Below are 13,694 nucleotides of genomic sequence, written 5' to 3'. Positions count from 1 at the left end.
GAGCCAAACGATTTGAAGTCAGGTGAAGTCGGAACCACCGTCGACATTGATGTTGGCCCCGGTCATGTAGGAGTTGCGCCGCGACGCGAGGAACGCGGCGACGGGCCCGATTTCTTCCGGCAGCCCGGCCCGGGGCATTTGCGCCGGATGCCCGAAGTGCTTGCCAATGGCCTCCATCAGGCGATAGGGATCGCTGCCGTCGACGCCGACCGAATTCGCCCAGCCGACGAGCGACTCGGACGCGATGCTGCCCGGCGACACGACGTTGACCAAGATCTCGTCCTTCGCCAGCAACAGAGACAGGTTTTTCGAGACACTCGTGAGCATCGACTTGGCCGCCGTATAGGCGGGCAGCATCACACTTTGTCGCTGGGTCGAGTGCGCCGAAAAGTTAACGATCCGAGCCCATTGCGCATTGCGCAACAACGGAAGTGCCGCGCGAACGCAACGCACCATCCCCAGCACGCCTTCTTCGACGGCCTCGCGCCACTGGTCGTCGGTCAGGACTTCGAAGTTGCCCGGCGCGCCCGGCCCGACCGTATTGATGAGCACATTGAGTTCGCCGTTCCACCGCTCGCCAAGCTCGGCGAACAGCTTGTCGACCTCGCCGGCATCACCGATGTCGGCGGCGAGCCCGAGGGCATCGGGGCTGCCGCGCCCCGTCAAATCCGTCACCGCGCTGTCGAGGCTGGCACGTGTTCGGCCGACGACCGCCACCCGGGCGCCTTCCTCGGCGAGGCAACGCGCCGTAGCCAGGCCCATGCCACGGCTACCGCCGACGACCACCGCAGCGGCGTTCGCCAGTCCTAAATCCATGGTGTAATCCGCGGCTCGTCGGGAGGTTCACCCAAAAGGTTGTGCCCGGCCATCTTCGCCCGTCCAGCCTTATTTACCAAAAAGCCTACGATAGGTATTACAGTAGCAGATGGAAATCCGCACAAGAGCCGAGTTGACTGGTCAAAGGCGAACAGCGACACGCCCGCGTATGCGCAGGTGGGAGAGGATCTGCCGGTAGATTCACCTGCACGGGTGGCACGGTTCTTCAAGACCGCAGACGCAGGATACATTCTGATGGAGGTGCCCGTAGTGGCAAAGCAGGCAACCGCTGATAAGCGGCAGCGACGCGAACGCGGATCCATCAATCCCGATGACATCATCAGCGGCGCATTCGAACTCGCGGAGCAGGTGTCGATCGACAACTTGAGCATGCCTCTGCTTGGCAAACACCTCGGCGTCGGCGTTACCAGCATCTACTGGTACTTCCGCAAGAAGGACGATCTGCTCAACGCAATGACCGATCGCGCTTTGAGCAAGTACGTGTTCGCCACCCCGTATGTCGAAGCGAGCGACTGGCGCGAGACGTTGCGCAACCATGCACGTTTGATGCGTAAGACGTTCATGGGTAACCCAATTCTGTGCGACCTGATTCTGATTCGCGCGGCGCTGAGTCCCAAAGCCGCGCGCCTCGGGGCCCAGGAGATGGAAAAAGCGATCGCCAACCTGGTCGAGGCCGGCCTCACGCCCGAGGACGCCTTTGACACCTATTCCGCGATTTCGATGCACGTCCGCGGGTCGGTCGTGCTGCAGCGACTCTACGAAAAGAACCAATCTTCGGACCTCGGACAGCGCGCAATCGAGGACGCCGTGGCGATCGATCCGGGAACCACTCCCCTGCTGGCCCAGGTAACCGGAATCGGCCACCGCATCGGGGCCCCCGATGACACCAATTTCGAATACGGTCTCACGTGCATCCTCGACCACGCCGACCGGTTGATCGAAGAGGGCAAGGGGTCGAAGGGCGCCAAGCCGGCGCCATCGCGGCAACGCAAGGCGGCCAAGTCACCCTCTCAGCGGGCGCGAAGCAAGGCGCCGGCATCCCGCTAGCCAGCCAGCGAATCGGGTTATCACGCTTCGGGTTCGGGCACGTGGAAGTGCTCATCACGTAGCCGAAACGCCTCCTTGGTGCCGTGCTGTGCGCGCGTCTTGACGAAGTTGAACTCGTCCGGCCCGAATTGCAGGTTGGTGCCGAAGGCGTGGAACAGATAGCTCGCCACCTCCTCGCCCTGGTACGCCTGGGTCTGCTCGACGAGGCGGAACGCCTCCTTGGCGATGACGACTCCATCGGCCGGCATTTTGGCCGCCTTCTCGGCCCAGTACCGGGCGCGGGCCGTGACGGATCCGGGATCGCATGTGTCAGTGAAGATTCCGAGCTGCTCGATATCGCCGGCTTCGATGACATCGCCGGTCAGCAGCAGCCGCCGGGCCAGCACGGGTCCAAGTCGATGGAAGAACATGTGCAGGCTGCCGAGCGCCGGGCCGAGGAAGCGCGTCGCCGGCATCCCGATCTTGGTGTCGCGCGCGATGACGGAGATGTCGGTCATCAGCGCCATCTCGAAGCCGCCGCCCAGGGCGTAGCCGGCGATCTCGCCAACCGTCACCTTGGGGAAGCCCAGGAAGTTGTGGTAGAAGCCAAATGACTTGCGGTCCACCGTAAGTCGCCTGCGCTGGCTGGGACGGCGCTTGGCCGCCGCATCGTCCTGACCACCCTCCTTGCCGTACCAGCCGTATGCGTTGTTCATGTCGGCGCCGGTACTGAACACGCCGTCGGCCCCGCGCAGCAGGACCACGGTGAGGTCGTCGTCGTCGGCCACCCGATCCAGGCAACGGGCGACGGCGTCGCGCATGGCGGCGTCGTAGGAGTTGCGTTGCTTGGGATTGTTCAGCGTGATCGTCGCGATTCGCCGCTCCGGATCGACCTCGAAAAGTATGCGATCGTCCGGGTCACCCGAGGCAGTCATCCGTCGGATTCCTTTCGCCGCCTGCCGAATTTGAATCCGGTCAGTTTCTCCGGCGGTGAGGCCAACGTGTTGACCTCACCGCTGCACAGCACTTCGTCGTCGAGCAGGAGCCGGGCCGTCGACGTGATCCCCCGTTCGACCTGCGTGCGAACGATGTCGAACCGCAGCTCGGTCAGGATCGGCGTCGGCCTGCGGAACGTCACAAGCAGTGATCGCGTCTTGCCGGAAAGGCCGGTGACGCAATTGTGATGCTGTATGACGCAGTCGAAAAAGACGCCCAGAAAGCCGCCGTGCACCAGTCCGGGCGGCCCTTCGTAGACGAGGGGAAACACGACCCGGCCGCCGGCCTTCTCGGCGTCGAGATGGTCGAACCCATACTCCGGAAAGCACGGGTTGTAGGCGCCGATGTCGGTGGCGTGATTGAGGTACACCCGCCGGGGATCGTCTTCCATCTCACCGATTCGGGGCGCGTAGTCCTTCGGAGCGGCGGCGGCCAGCTCGCTTTCCCACTCGGCGAACTTGGCCAGCATGACGTCGACAGTGGGGTGATCGTGCTCGAGGCTGAGCAGCAGAGAGCTGAGACGACGCATGGCGCCGGCGGCGGCCGTGGTCTGGGCCAGCGGGGCCTCGCCGAATTTGGTGTTCGGACCGGCAGCGTGGGTGCGCGTCGAGGCGGGTGCGGCCTGCCCTCGCTCGAAGGCCATGCTTCCCCCTTTTCGCCGGGTCAGGCCCCGGATATTTCCGTCGGCAGCGTTTCCTTGCTAACTTATACAGCGTATCAATCGTATTCCCTACTGTATGGGTAACCGTATCGGCGGAGAAAGGCCGGATTCGACGGTGAGTCACGAGGCCGAGAAGGCCGGTGCCGAGGGTTCGGTGGCTGTGCGCCGAGACGGCGCGGTTTTGCGGATCACGCTCGACCGCCCATCCCGACGTAATTCGTTGACCCAATTGATGATCGGGGCTTTGGTCGAGACGTTGACCGATGCCGCCGCCGACGACTCGCTGCGGGCGATTCACCTCCGGGGTGCCGGAGATGACTTCTGTGCGGGTGTCGACTGGGTGGCGACCAACGATCGGCAACGTCCGCGCACCGGTGATCTGGTGCGGCGCGTTCCCCACGAAGCCCATCGGGCGATCGAGCTCGTCGGAAGCATTCAGCTGCCGGTGGTGTGCAGCGTGCAGGGACGCGCGGTGGGGTTTGGCTGCAACCTGGCGCTGGCCGCCGACTTCACCGTGGCCGCGACCGATGCGGTGTTCTGGGAGCCGTTCGTCGACCGTGGCTTCAGCCCGGATTCCGGTTCGACGTGGCTGCTCCCCCGGCTGGTCGGCCTGGCCCGGGCCCGGCGGATGCTGCTGCTCGGCGAGAAGGTCAGCGCGGCGGATGCCGCCGACTGGGGATTGATACACCAGGCGGTAAGCCCTGCCGAACTCGACGGCACCACCGAGGAGCTGGTGGGACGGCTGGCCTGCGGGCCGACGGTCGCACTCGGGCTGGCCAAGCAAGCGCTGGGCTTCGGTCAGCATGCAACGCTGAGCCAGTCCCTGACCCAGGAGCTGTTCAATCTCGAACTTTCGTGTCGGACAAGCGATTTCAAAGAAGGCCTGGAAGCCTTCCGGCAACGCCGCGCCCCGAAGTTCAACGGCCGATGAGGAGCAGGGATGCCTACTGACTCGTTCGACACCATCAACTACGACGTCGACGGGCACACGGCCACCATCACGCTGAACCGGCCGGAGGCCCTCAACGCGCTGAGCCCCCACATGATCACCGAACTGCGGACCGCCTACGACGAGGCCGAGAATGACGACAAGGTGTGGCTGCTCATCGTGACCGGCACCGGACGCGCCTTCTGCACCGGGGCAGACGTCAAAGCCATTCCCGGCGACGGCAAGGTGATCAACGAACGGCCGTACTTGTCGACCTACGAACAGTGGGAGGCACCGCAGGAGGGCACACCGCCGTTTCGCACGATGGCCAAGCCGGTGCTCGCCGCGATCAACGGATTGTGTTGTGGTGCCGGGCTGGACTGGGTCACCACTGGAGACATTGTCATCGCGTCGGACAAAGCGACGTTCTTCGATCCGCATGTCAGCATCGGGCTCGTGGCCGGGCGTGAGGTGGTCCGGGTGGCGCGAGTGCTGCCGCGCTCGATTGCCCTGCGCATGGCCCTCATGGGCAAGCATGAGCGGATGAACGCACAGCGGGCATACGAGCTTGGGCTCATCAGCGAGATCGTCGAACACGACCGCCTGCTGGAACGCGCCCACGAGATCGCGGACATCGTCAACTCCAATGCGCCGCTGGCGGTCCGGGGTACCCGGCTCGCCATTATCAAAGGCCTGGACCTGCCGCTGCACGAAGCCGAGATGCTGGCCGAGTCATTCCGCGAACGCAACCTGCACACCGAGGATTCTCTCGAGGGGCCCAAGGCGTTCGTGGAAAAGCGGAAGCCCGATTGGCAGTGTCGATGAATTTCGAAACCATCCTGCTCGACGTCGACGCCTCCGACCACGTCGCGACCATCACGCTGAATCGGCCCGAGCAACTCAACGCGTTCAACCGAGCCATGTGCGAGGAGATGACCGAAGCCTGGCGCGCAGTCAAACTCGATGACTCGGTGCACGCGGTCGTGCTGCGGGCGGCCGGCGACCGGGCGTTCAGCGCCGGCCTGGACATCAAGACGCCCTACGGCCAACCCGAAAACGTCTGGAACCACGAAGATCCCGGCGAGACGCTGAGCCCCAAGTGGCAAAAGATGTGGAAACCCGTGGTGTGCGCCGTCCAGGGTATGTGTACCGCCGGCGCGTTCTACTTCCTCAACGAATCCGACGTGGTCATCTGCTCAACGGACGCAACATTTTTCGATTCACACGTGTCGGCCGGCCTGGTCTGCGCGTTGGAGCCGATCGGCCTGATGCGGCGCATCGGTCTGGGCGAGACGTTGCGGATCGCGCTGATGGGCAACGACGAACGGGTCGGCGCCGACACCGCGCTGCGAATCGGCTTGGTATCGGAGGTGGTCTCCCCCGACCGGCTGTGGGACCGTGCCCGTGAGATCGCCACGGCGATCGCCGCCAAGCCGCCTTCGGCGACCCAGGGCACCGTGAAAGCGATCTGGGAGTCGCTGGACAAGCCGTATCGAGCCGCGTTGGAGCAGGGGCTGATCTACACCCGGCTGGGAAACCCGCTCGGCACCGCCGAGTTAGCCGCCCAGAAGAGCGAGGGCCCCCGCCAGCCGAAGATCCGCTGATGCCTCTTCATCCACTCAGCCAACGCATCGCCGACGTACTGGCCCTGCAGCCGGACTCGCACGCCATCGAGTATGAAGGCCAGTGGCTCGCGTGGCGTCAAGTTGGCGACGCGGCAGGGCACATCGCATCCCTCACCCCCAACCACAAAGCCGGAATCGGGATGCTGCTGCGCAACCGGCCAGCCCACGTCGCGGCATTCCTGGGTGTGCTGCTGGGCGGCGGAACTGTGGTCACCATCAACCCATCTCGCGGCGATGAGCGCACCCGAGCCGATATCGCAGCGCTACGACTGCCACTGGTCCTCGGCGAACCCGACGACCTGGCGACGCTGGTCACCCCGGAGACCCCGACGGTCGCGATCTCGGGCCTCCTGGACGATGTCGGCGGGTCGGCGCGACACACCCCGGGGACCGCTGACCCGCCCGGCGTGGCGGTCCGGATGCTGACGAGCGGAACCACCGGCCCTCCCAAACGAGTTGACCTCAGCTACGACATGCTGGCGCGCAGCGTGATGGGTCCCGACCCGGAGAACACGCCGGCGCCCACCCGACTGAGGCGGGGAGTCGCGATCGTCAATTCGCCGCTGGTGCACATCGGCGGTGTGTTCCGGGTTTTGCAATGCATCGCCGAGGCGAGATCGTTTGTGCTGCTGGAAAGATTCGAACTCAATGCCTGGGCCGAGGCGGTGCGCAGGCACCGGCCCCGCGCGGTCTCGCTGGTGCCGGCGGCATTGCGGACGGTGTTGCACTCCGATGTGCCGCGGGCCGACCTGGACAGCATTCGGGCGGTCACCTGCGGCACGGCTCCGCTCTCCGCCGACGACGCGGACGCGTTCACCGACAAGTATGGCATCCCAGTGTTGACCTCCTATGCCGCAACCGAATTCGGCGGAGGCGTCGCGGGCTGGACGCTCACCGACTACCAGAAGTACTGGCGCGCAAAACACGGCAGCGTCGGCCGGGCGAACGCTGGTGCGCAACTGCGGGTAGTCGGCGATGACGGCGAGACGCTCGAGCCGGACCAGGTGGGCTTGCTCGAGGTGAAACCCGGGCAACTCGGGCCGTCGGCGACGTGGATGCGGACCACGGATATGGCGCGAATCGACGCCGACGGCTTTGTGTGGATCGTCGGGCGGGCCGATCAGGCGATCATCCGCGGCGGGTTCAAGGTCATGCCCGACGACGTGCGGATCGCGCTCGAGGGCCACCCCGCGGTGGCGGGTGCCGCGGTGGTCGGGCGACCCGATGAACGGCTCGGCGAGACTCCGGTGGCCATGGTAGAACTGCGCGAAGCCGAAGACACCGACGCCGACGCGCTGGTGGAGTATCTGCGAACGCGACTGGCCCGCTACGAGATTCCGACCGAAATCGCGGTCGTCGACACGATCCCGCGAACACCCTCGGGCAAAGCCGATCTGAGTGCGGTCCAGGGCTTCTTCGACGAATCCGCCGCGCAGCGAGACCATGCCCGGTGAGTTGACGGTCGCCGATATCCTGCGGACCCAGGCGCAGTCGCGCGGCGACCACCCGCTTCTGGTCTGCGACGCCGACCGCATCGGCTACGCCGAGGCCGATCGGCGGTCGGCCGAGCTGGCCCGCGGACTGATCGCCCTCGGCGCCGGCAAGGGAACACATGTCGGCCTGCTCTACCCCAACGGCGCCGACTTCGTCGTCGGGATGCTCTCGGCCGCGCGAATCGGTGCCGTCGTGATCCCGTTTTCCACTTTCGTCACCGCTCGCGAGCTGCGCGAGCAACTGGTCCACAGCGACGTCGAAATTCTCTTGAGCGCAGCGTCGTTCCGCTCCCACGACTACGCGGAACGAATCGCCGAGGCGCTGGCGGACCCGCGCTTCGATTCCGGCGAGCGCCTGTTTATCGCCACCGCACCGCAATTGCGCCACGTGGTCTTCACGCATCAGCGGGTGTGCGGGCTGGGCGCGTCCGTCGAGCCCGCACTGCTGGCCGCCATGGAACACGACGTCGAAGGCTGCGATCCGCTGGCCGTCGTATACACGTCGGGATCGGCGAGCGCTGCGAAAGGAGTGGTGCACACCCACGCCGCCCTGCTCGAACATCAGCAAAACCTCAACGAGATCCGCGGGTTGACCGCGGCCGACAAGCTGTTCTGCAATTCGCCGTTCTTCTGGATCGGCGGGTTCGCGTTCGGCTTGCTGGCAACGCTGGTTGCGGGGTCGACGCTGGTGTGCTCCAACGCCGGCTCTGATGCCAGCGGAGCCGGCGAGACGCTCGACCTGCTGGAGGCCGAAAAGCCAACCATGACCAACGGTTTCGCCGCAGGAATCGCACACCTGATCAACCATCCGAGTTTCGCCGAACGCGATCTGACCTCGATGCGCCGGGGCAACCTGTATCCGATCATGCCGCCCGATGTTCGCCCGGCCGACCCGGAACTGCGTCACAACATGCTGGGAATGACCGAGGCCGGCAGCGTCGTATTGATCAGCGACGACGAATCCGATCAACCCGAATCGCGGCGCGGGTCGTTCGGCAAGCCGGCGCCCGGTTTCGAGACCATGGTCGTCAACCCGGATTCCGCGGGAGTCGGGGAGCTGTGCATCCGTGGGCCGTACGTGATGCAGCGGTATTACAAGCGCAGCCGCGAGGAATGCTTCGACGCCGACGGCTGGTTCCACACCGGCGATTTGGTGCGCGTCGATGCGGACGGCTTCTTTTACTTCGTCGGCCGGCTCAGCGCGATGATAAAAACCGCGGGCGCCAACGTCTCGGCGGCCGAGGTGGAGAAGGCCATCGCCAAGGTCACCGGCGCCGAGGCACACGTCGTGGGCATTCCGGACGCGGGGCGGGGAGAGCTGGTTGCGGCCGTGGTTGTCCAGCCCGATCTCGACGAAGGCGCGTTGCGCGAGCGGCTCAAGGCCGAATTGTCGGCGTACAAAATTCCGAGGCGGTTCGTCGCCCTACCGCGTGCGGAAATACCGCTGCTGTCCAGCGGCAAGGTCGACACGCAGCGGCTGAGGAAGCTATTCGATGACTGACACCATCGACCGGCTGGTCAGGTTGCGTGCCGCACAGCACGGCGCCAAACCGATGGTGATCGACCCGACGGCCCGGATCAGTTATCGCGAACTTGATGCAACCACACGCGATTTGGCCGCGGCCTTCGTCGACGCCGGCGTCGGAAAGGGCACGCGCGTCGGGCTCATCATGCCCAACTGCGTGCGCTGGGTGCAGGTCGCCGTTGCCCTGACCCGCATTGGCGCCGTGCTGGTTCCGCTGAGCACCCTGCTGCAAGCCGGCGAACTGGTCGCCCAACTACGGGCCGCCTCGGTGCAGTTCCTGGTGAGCGTCGAGGAATTCCGCGGCCATCGCTACCTGGACGACGTTTCCTCCGTGCCGCGGCTCGAACTTCCTGCCCTACGCGAAGTTTGGCCCGCCGACCGGTCCGCCCACGCCGCGGCAGGCGAGGGCGCTTGCCGGATCGTCGACGCCATGACCGAAACAGTCACCCCCTCCGATCCGCTGGTCATCATGTTCACTTCCGGCAGCAGCGGAGCACCCAAGGGCGTCATCCACTCGCATGGCAACGCGTTGGGCGCGGTCGAGTCGGGCCTGGCGGCGCGCTGCATCACCGCCGACACGCGCCTGTACCTCCCGATGCCGTTCTTCTGGGTCGGCGGCTTCGGCAGCGGGATACTGTCGGCGCTGCTGGCCGGTGCCACCCTGGTGACCGAGGAAATCCCGCGTCCCGACACCACCCTGCGGCTCCTCGAAACCGAGCGCGTCACACTGTTTCGCGGCTGGCCCGACCAGGCCGAGGCGCTGGCCCGGCACGCGGAAACGGTTGGCGCCGATCTGTCGGCGCTGCGGCCCGGCAGCCTGGAAGCGCTGCTGCCGCCCGAACAACGCGCCGCTCCCGGGGCGCGGGCCACGCTGTTCGGCATGACGGAGGCGTTCGGGCCCTACTGCGGCTATCCCGCCGACACCGACATGCCGCCGACGGCGTGGGGCAGCTGCGGAAAACCCTTCGAGGGCATGGAGGTCCGCATCGTCGACCCGGACAGCGGTCGGCCGGTTGCCGCGGGAACCGTTGGCATGATCCAGATCCGGGGACCGCACACGCTGCGCGGCATTTGCCGTCGCAGCCGCGAAGAGCTGTTCACCGCCGACGGCTTCTACCCCACCGGCGACCTTGGCCACCTCGATCGAGACGGGTTCCTGTTCTACCACGGCAGATCCGACGACATGTTCAAGGTCAGCGGCGCGACCGTGTACCCCAGCGAGGTCGAGCGGGCGCTGCGCACGATCGACGGCGTCGACAACGCTTACGTCACCAATGTGTCCGGGCCGTCGGGTGAGCGGGTCGCCGCGGCGGTGGTCTGCGCGGGGGCGGTCACCGCCGAACAACTGAGCGCGTCGGCCCGAAAATTGTTGAGCGCCTTCAAAGTGCCGACCGTGTGGCTCCAGCTGCGATCCGACGACGACGTTCCGCGCGGCGGCACCGGCAAGGTCGACATCCATCGTCTGCGGGAGGTTTTGCTCGGCGCGGAGCGCGATTAACGACGACTGCCCGACACCGCCGACCGCGGCAACCGGCCCGCGCGAGAATGACCGGTCATGACGTCACCGTCGACCACGACGTCGAATGCCAGATTCAGCCGGATGGGCTTGGTCACCGATTGTCGCCATGTCAGCCGGGTGCCGCCCTCCACGATCGTGCTCGTAATGTCTTGCAACGGAACCGTTTCGGTTTTATAGGTCGCCGTCCCACCGAGCCCGGCACCGGACTGCGTGAACGCATACTCCACCGCAAGTGTGCCGATCGGGGTTTTGATCGTCACATCCCATTCGCCTTCGACGCCCAACTCATGCCTCCACTGGTTCTCGCCCGCTGGGGCGCCACACGGTGCCGCGACGCTCGCACTCGAACAGTTCCTCGACGGCATGCGGGATTCGTGGGCCATACCACCGCTCCAGCAGGTGGAGAGCCAAATCCAGCCCCGATGTCACGCCACCCGCGGTGATGAGGTCCCCGTCGTCAACCACCCGGGCCGCCACCGGGTGCACGCCGGAGGCTTCGAGCAGGTCCAACCCCAAATGATGAGTCGCCGCGTGGCGTCCTTCGATCAGACCCGACATCGCCATGACCACCGATCCCCCACACACCGCCGCCATCGTCACCTCCGGGTTGGCGAAAGCCTTCCGCAACAACGGTGTTAGCTCCGTCTGGCTCGCCCGGGCCAAAACCACCGGAATGGTCTCGACGCCATCGTCCGGGTCACCGGCCACGGGCCCGCTGGCGCCGGGCACGATCACACACCCGCGGCTGTCCGGATCGAGCGTGGCGGTGGCAGTCAGCGCGAGTCCACGGGTTCCCCCGGTCACGCTGCGCGCCCCTTCCGCCGACACCAGCGTCACGGCCAACTCGCCCCCGAGGCTGTCGCTGCCCGCGGCCAGCACTTCGAATGGCCCGACGACGTCGAGCGGGTCAAACCCGTCGTACAGCACGATTTGCACATGCATTCCGCCATCGTCACGGGTCCGGCGGCGGTGGACCAGTGGCTGGATTGACACAATGCGCCGGTATATTGCCAAGCCATGCACCGCGTGGCAGTCCTGGCGGAGCCGGACGTCATCGCGTTCGACCTCGCCATCGCGGTCGAGGTATTCGGCCGTGTCCAGCTCGAGGACGGCGCGCCCGGCTACCGCGTCCGAGTGTGCGGTTGCGAGCCGCTCCTAGCGGCCGGACCGATCCGCATCTGCACCGATTTCGGCTTGGAAGAACTCGGCAACGCCGACACCATCGTCGTGCCGGGACGCAACGACGTCACGGCGCCGGTTCGCGACGACGTCGCCATCGCGCTCAAGTCGGCCCACGGCCGCGGAGCCCGAATCGCGTCCATTTGCAGCGGAGCCTTCACCGTGGCCGCCGCGGGCATATTGGACGGCAGGCGCGCGACCACCCACTGGCTGGCGGCCGAATTGTTCGCTGCCGCTTATCCGAACGTCCGGCTCGACGCCGATGCCCTCTACGTCGACGAGGGACAGATTCTCACGTCGGCCGGAGCATCCGCCGGCTTGGACCTCTGCCTCCATATGGTCGCAAGCGACTACGGTTCCGCGGCTGCCGCCGACGCCGCCCGCTTGGCCGTCGCCCCGCTCCATCGTGCCGGCGGGCAAGCACAATTCATCATCCGCAACCGCCGCATGTCCAACACCGAACTCGATGGCCTGCTGGCATGGATCGAGAACAACGCGCACCAGCCGCTGATCCTCCGCGGTATCGCGCGGCAGGCGTCCACCAGCGAAAGAACGATCAATCGGCGTTTCAAGCAGGAGACCGGGCAGACACCCATGCAGTGGGTCAACGGCATTCGGATCAAGCATGCGCAGGAGCTGCTGGAGCGAACGTCCGACAGCGTCGAAAACGTCTCACGCCGAGTTGGTTTCGCATCGGCGACGAATTTTCGTGAACAGTTTCGCCGACTGGTCGGGGTGGCACCGCAGAGTTATCGCAATACGTTCCGGGACAAGGCCGGCCGGTGACGGGTCAGGGAACGCGCGTCCAGGGTTGACAGTTCTGCGACTCGAAGGCCTTCACCGATGTGTTGATATTCGCGAACATCGGACCGATCGAGGTGTTCGTCTGGAGCACATGGTCCTTGTTCGCATCGGGCGTGCTGTAGGTGAACCACGAGCACATCGAGTCCTGGGTCGGCACATTGTTGATCCAGACGCCAAAAGCTGACCCCGAGCCGCCCGTGTGATACAGGCCCGGCGCAATGTCCGGTCCTACGACAAAGACGCCATTACCGGGGATCGGGTCGATCGGGTCGGCGATCGCCGGAGGCGCGACCGCGATCATGCATGCGGCGACCACGGCCGACGTGCGAAGTATTGGGGGCATTTCTCATCTCCGTACCGTTGCCCACCCCAATGGCAGGGTAAGCCCAGCCGCGCTCGCACAACAACAGCTAATCCCGTGAACCGTTGACCTCCACGACAACCCCATGGGCCGTGAGGTGGTCGATCAGCGGAACGGCGCCGGCGGCAAGGTGTTCTGACATCGCGGCCCGGGCTAGTTTGTCGTCGCGCTTTTTCAGCGCGGACAAGATCCGGCGATGGTCCTTCATCGATTGTTCCGGCCACCCCTTGATGTTGGGGAACACCGATTCCGGTGCGTAGCGCGTGATCTGCAACATCAGTTGGGCGAGCTTCGGTGAATCCGCGGCAACGTTGATGGCCCGGTGAAATTCGTGGTTGAGCCGAACGGTTCGCTCGTGGTCGTCGCCGGCATAGGCGTCTTCGAGCTGCGCCTGGATCTCCTTGAGTTCGCGCAATTGGTCGTCGGTGATGTTGACCGCGGCGCGCGCGGCCAGCTCGCCGCCGACGTGAGCCTGCACGTTGGCGACGTCGGCGACGTCTCGCCCGGTCACGGGCAGCACCACGAATCCCCGGCGCGGCTGCTGGGCGATGAGGCCCTCGGCGCGCAGGGCGAACAGCGCCTCACGCACCGGCGTGACGCTGATCCCCAGTTCCGCGGCCAGCTGGTCCAGCCGAACGTAGGATCCCGCGGCGTAGGTGCCGTCGAAGATCCGGGTGCGGACGAATCGCGCGACGTCCTCGGAAAGCTGAGGCCGCGCGGCGAAATCCGGAACGCTCATC

At 65.7% G+C, this 13,694-nt stretch carries 15 protein-coding genes; 8 read left to right on the top strand and 7 right to left on the bottom strand.

Going from position 1 to position 13,694, the window contains the following annotated elements; genetic code table 11:
* Nucleotides 1-18 precede the first annotated feature (18 nt).
* Entirely contained in the window at nucleotides 19-816 is a 798-nt protein-coding gene (locus ACQI5H_RS12675) for an SDR family NAD(P)-dependent oxidoreductase (RefSeq protein ID WP_427079708.1), read from the bottom strand.
* Nucleotides 817-1,071: 255 nt separating this feature from the next.
* On the opposite strand from ACQI5H_RS12675, the gene ACQI5H_RS12670 reads away from it, so the two are divergent.
* On the top strand, nucleotides 1,072-1,884 hold the full coding sequence (locus ACQI5H_RS12670; RefSeq protein WP_427079808.1) for a TetR/AcrR family transcriptional regulator: 813 nt from the start codon (nucleotides 1,072-1,074) through the stop codon (nucleotides 1,882-1,884).
* Between the two features lie 20 nt (nucleotides 1,885-1,904).
* On the opposite strand, the gene ACQI5H_RS12665 is transcribed toward ACQI5H_RS12670, so the two are convergent.
* Complete coding sequence (locus tag ACQI5H_RS12665) at nucleotides 1,905-2,798, bottom strand: enoyl-CoA hydratase/isomerase family protein (protein ID WP_427079707.1); 894 nt, start codon at nucleotides 2,796-2,798, stop codon at nucleotides 1,905-1,907.
* The gene (locus tag ACQI5H_RS12660) at nucleotides 2,795-3,502 is read right to left on the bottom strand and encodes a hypothetical protein (protein WP_427079706.1); all 708 of its coding nucleotides are present in this window, start codon (nucleotides 3,500-3,502) and stop codon (nucleotides 2,795-2,797) included. The genes ACQI5H_RS12665 and ACQI5H_RS12660 overlap by 4 nt, the downstream gene beginning before the upstream one ends.
* 94 nt (nucleotides 3,503-3,596) lie before the next feature.
* Between ACQI5H_RS12660 and ACQI5H_RS12655 the strand changes: the two genes are divergently transcribed.
* Genes ACQI5H_RS12655 through ACQI5H_RS12630 form a run of 6 tightly spaced genes read left to right on the top strand, consistent with a single transcriptional unit; the run spans nucleotide 3,597 to nucleotide 10,589 of the window.
* Nucleotides 3,597-4,451 carry an enoyl-CoA hydratase/isomerase family protein gene (locus ACQI5H_RS12655; protein WP_427079705.1) on the top strand — a complete coding sequence of 285 codons (855 nt, stop codon included), beginning with the start codon at nucleotides 3,597-3,599 and terminating at the stop codon, nucleotides 4,449-4,451.
* 9 nt (nucleotides 4,452-4,460) lie between these two features.
* Nucleotides 4,461-5,273: an enoyl-CoA hydratase/isomerase family protein gene (locus ACQI5H_RS12650; RefSeq protein ID WP_427079704.1), complete on the top strand. Its 813-nt coding sequence runs from the start codon at nucleotides 4,461-4,463 to the stop codon at nucleotides 5,271-5,273.
* Nucleotides 5,270-6,052, top strand: coding sequence for an enoyl-CoA hydratase/isomerase family protein (locus ACQI5H_RS12645; protein WP_427079703.1), 783 nt, complete (start codon nucleotides 5,270-5,272; stop codon nucleotides 6,050-6,052). The genes ACQI5H_RS12650 and ACQI5H_RS12645 overlap by 4 nt, the downstream gene beginning before the upstream one ends.
* Entirely contained in the window at nucleotides 6,052-7,527 is a 1,476-nt protein-coding gene (locus ACQI5H_RS12640; protein ID WP_427079702.1) for a class I adenylate-forming enzyme family protein, read from the top strand. The genes ACQI5H_RS12645 and ACQI5H_RS12640 overlap by 1 nt, the downstream gene beginning before the upstream one ends.
* The gene (locus tag ACQI5H_RS12635; RefSeq protein WP_427079701.1) at nucleotides 7,517-9,067 is read left to right on the top strand and encodes a class I adenylate-forming enzyme family protein; all 1,551 of its coding nucleotides are present in this window, start codon (nucleotides 7,517-7,519) and stop codon (nucleotides 9,065-9,067) included. Before ACQI5H_RS12640 ends, ACQI5H_RS12635 begins: the two co-directional genes overlap by 11 nt.
* Complete coding sequence (locus ACQI5H_RS12630; protein WP_427079700.1) at nucleotides 9,060-10,589, top strand: class I adenylate-forming enzyme family protein; 1,530 nt, start codon at nucleotides 9,060-9,062, stop codon at nucleotides 10,587-10,589. The genes ACQI5H_RS12635 and ACQI5H_RS12630 overlap by 8 nt, the downstream gene beginning before the upstream one ends.
* On the opposite strand, the gene ACQI5H_RS12625 is transcribed toward ACQI5H_RS12630, so the two are convergent.
* Both ACQI5H_RS12625 and ACQI5H_RS12620 read right to left on the bottom strand, forming a co-directional pair.
* Complete coding sequence (locus ACQI5H_RS12625; protein WP_427079699.1) at nucleotides 10,586-10,894, bottom strand: hypothetical protein; 309 nt, start codon at nucleotides 10,892-10,894, stop codon at nucleotides 10,586-10,588. The two genes, ACQI5H_RS12630 and ACQI5H_RS12625, sit on opposite strands and share 4 nt — an antisense overlap.
* A 1-nt stretch (nucleotide 10,895) precedes the next feature.
* A complete protein-coding gene (locus tag ACQI5H_RS12620; protein ID WP_427079698.1) occupies nucleotides 10,896-11,552 on the bottom strand; it encodes a DJ-1/PfpI family protein in 657 nt (218 codons plus the stop codon).
* Nucleotides 11,553-11,627: 75 nt separating this feature from the next.
* On the opposite strand from ACQI5H_RS12620, the gene ACQI5H_RS12615 reads away from it, so the two are divergent.
* Complete coding sequence (locus tag ACQI5H_RS12615) at nucleotides 11,628-12,575, top strand: GlxA family transcriptional regulator (protein ID WP_427079697.1); 948 nt, start codon at nucleotides 11,628-11,630, stop codon at nucleotides 12,573-12,575.
* Between the two features lie 4 nt (nucleotides 12,576-12,579).
* Here the strand turns inward: ACQI5H_RS12615 and ACQI5H_RS12610 are convergent, their stop codons facing one another.
* Together ACQI5H_RS12610 and ACQI5H_RS12605 are read right to left on the bottom strand one after the other, a co-directional pair.
* Entirely contained in the window at nucleotides 12,580-12,936 is a 357-nt protein-coding gene (locus ACQI5H_RS12610) for a hypothetical protein (RefSeq protein ID WP_427079696.1), read from the bottom strand.
* 67 nt (nucleotides 12,937-13,003) lie between these two features.
* Nucleotides 13,004-13,693 (bottom strand): GntR family transcriptional regulator, encoded by a 690-nt coding sequence (locus tag ACQI5H_RS12605; protein WP_427079695.1) that lies wholly within the window; start codon nucleotides 13,691-13,693, stop codon nucleotides 13,004-13,006.
* Nucleotide 13,694: the final 1 nt, after the last annotated feature.

Source organism: Mycobacterium heidelbergense (assembly GCF_050205645.1).
GTDB lineage: Bacteria > Actinomycetota > Actinomycetes > Mycobacteriales > Mycobacteriaceae > Mycobacterium > Mycobacterium heidelbergense_A.
This window is presented reverse-complemented; position numbering and strand designations above follow the sequence as displayed.

Bases quoted from the DNA above. Each gene is read 5' to 3' on its own strand.
- ACQI5H_RS12610 (WP_427079696.1), bottom strand. From the start codon at position 12,936: ATGCCCCCAATACTTCGCACGTCGGCCGTGGTCGCCGCATGCATGATC.
- ACQI5H_RS12640 (WP_427079702.1), top strand. From the start codon at position 6,052: ATGCCTCTTCATCCACTCAGCCAACGCATCGCCGACGTACTGGCCCTG.
- ACQI5H_RS12665 (WP_427079707.1), bottom strand. From the start codon at position 2,798: ATGACTGCCTCGGGTGACCCGGACGATCGCATACTTTTCGAGGTCGAT.
- ACQI5H_RS12605 (WP_427079695.1), bottom strand. From the start codon at position 13,693: ATGAGCGTTCCGGATTTCGCCGCGCGGCCTCAGCTTTCCGAGGACGTC.
- ACQI5H_RS12620 (WP_427079698.1), bottom strand. From the start codon at position 11,552: ATGCATGTGCAAATCGTGCTGTACGACGGGTTTGACCCGCTCGACGTC.
- ACQI5H_RS12630 (WP_427079700.1), top strand. From the start codon at position 9,060: ATGACTGACACCATCGACCGGCTGGTCAGGTTGCGTGCCGCACAGCAC.
- ACQI5H_RS12655 (WP_427079705.1), top strand. From the start codon at position 3,597: ATGGGTAACCGTATCGGCGGAGAAAGGCCGGATTCGACGGTGAGTCAC.
- ACQI5H_RS12650 (WP_427079704.1), top strand. From the start codon at position 4,461: ATGCCTACTGACTCGTTCGACACCATCAACTACGACGTCGACGGGCAC.
- ACQI5H_RS12670 (WP_427079808.1), top strand. From the start codon at position 1,072: ATGGAGGTGCCCGTAGTGGCAAAGCAGGCAACCGCTGATAAGCGGCAG.
- ACQI5H_RS12660 (WP_427079706.1), bottom strand. From the start codon at position 3,502: ATGGCCTTCGAGCGAGGGCAGGCCGCACCCGCCTCGACGCGCACCCAC.
- ACQI5H_RS12645 (WP_427079703.1), top strand. From the start codon at position 5,270: ATGAATTTCGAAACCATCCTGCTCGACGTCGACGCCTCCGACCACGTC.
- ACQI5H_RS12635 (WP_427079701.1), top strand. From the start codon at position 7,517: ATGCCCGGTGAGTTGACGGTCGCCGATATCCTGCGGACCCAGGCGCAG.
- ACQI5H_RS12675 (WP_427079708.1), bottom strand. From the start codon at position 816: ATGGATTTAGGACTGGCGAACGCCGCTGCGGTGGTCGTCGGCGGTAGC.
- ACQI5H_RS12615 (WP_427079697.1), top strand. From the start codon at position 11,628: ATGCACCGCGTGGCAGTCCTGGCGGAGCCGGACGTCATCGCGTTCGAC.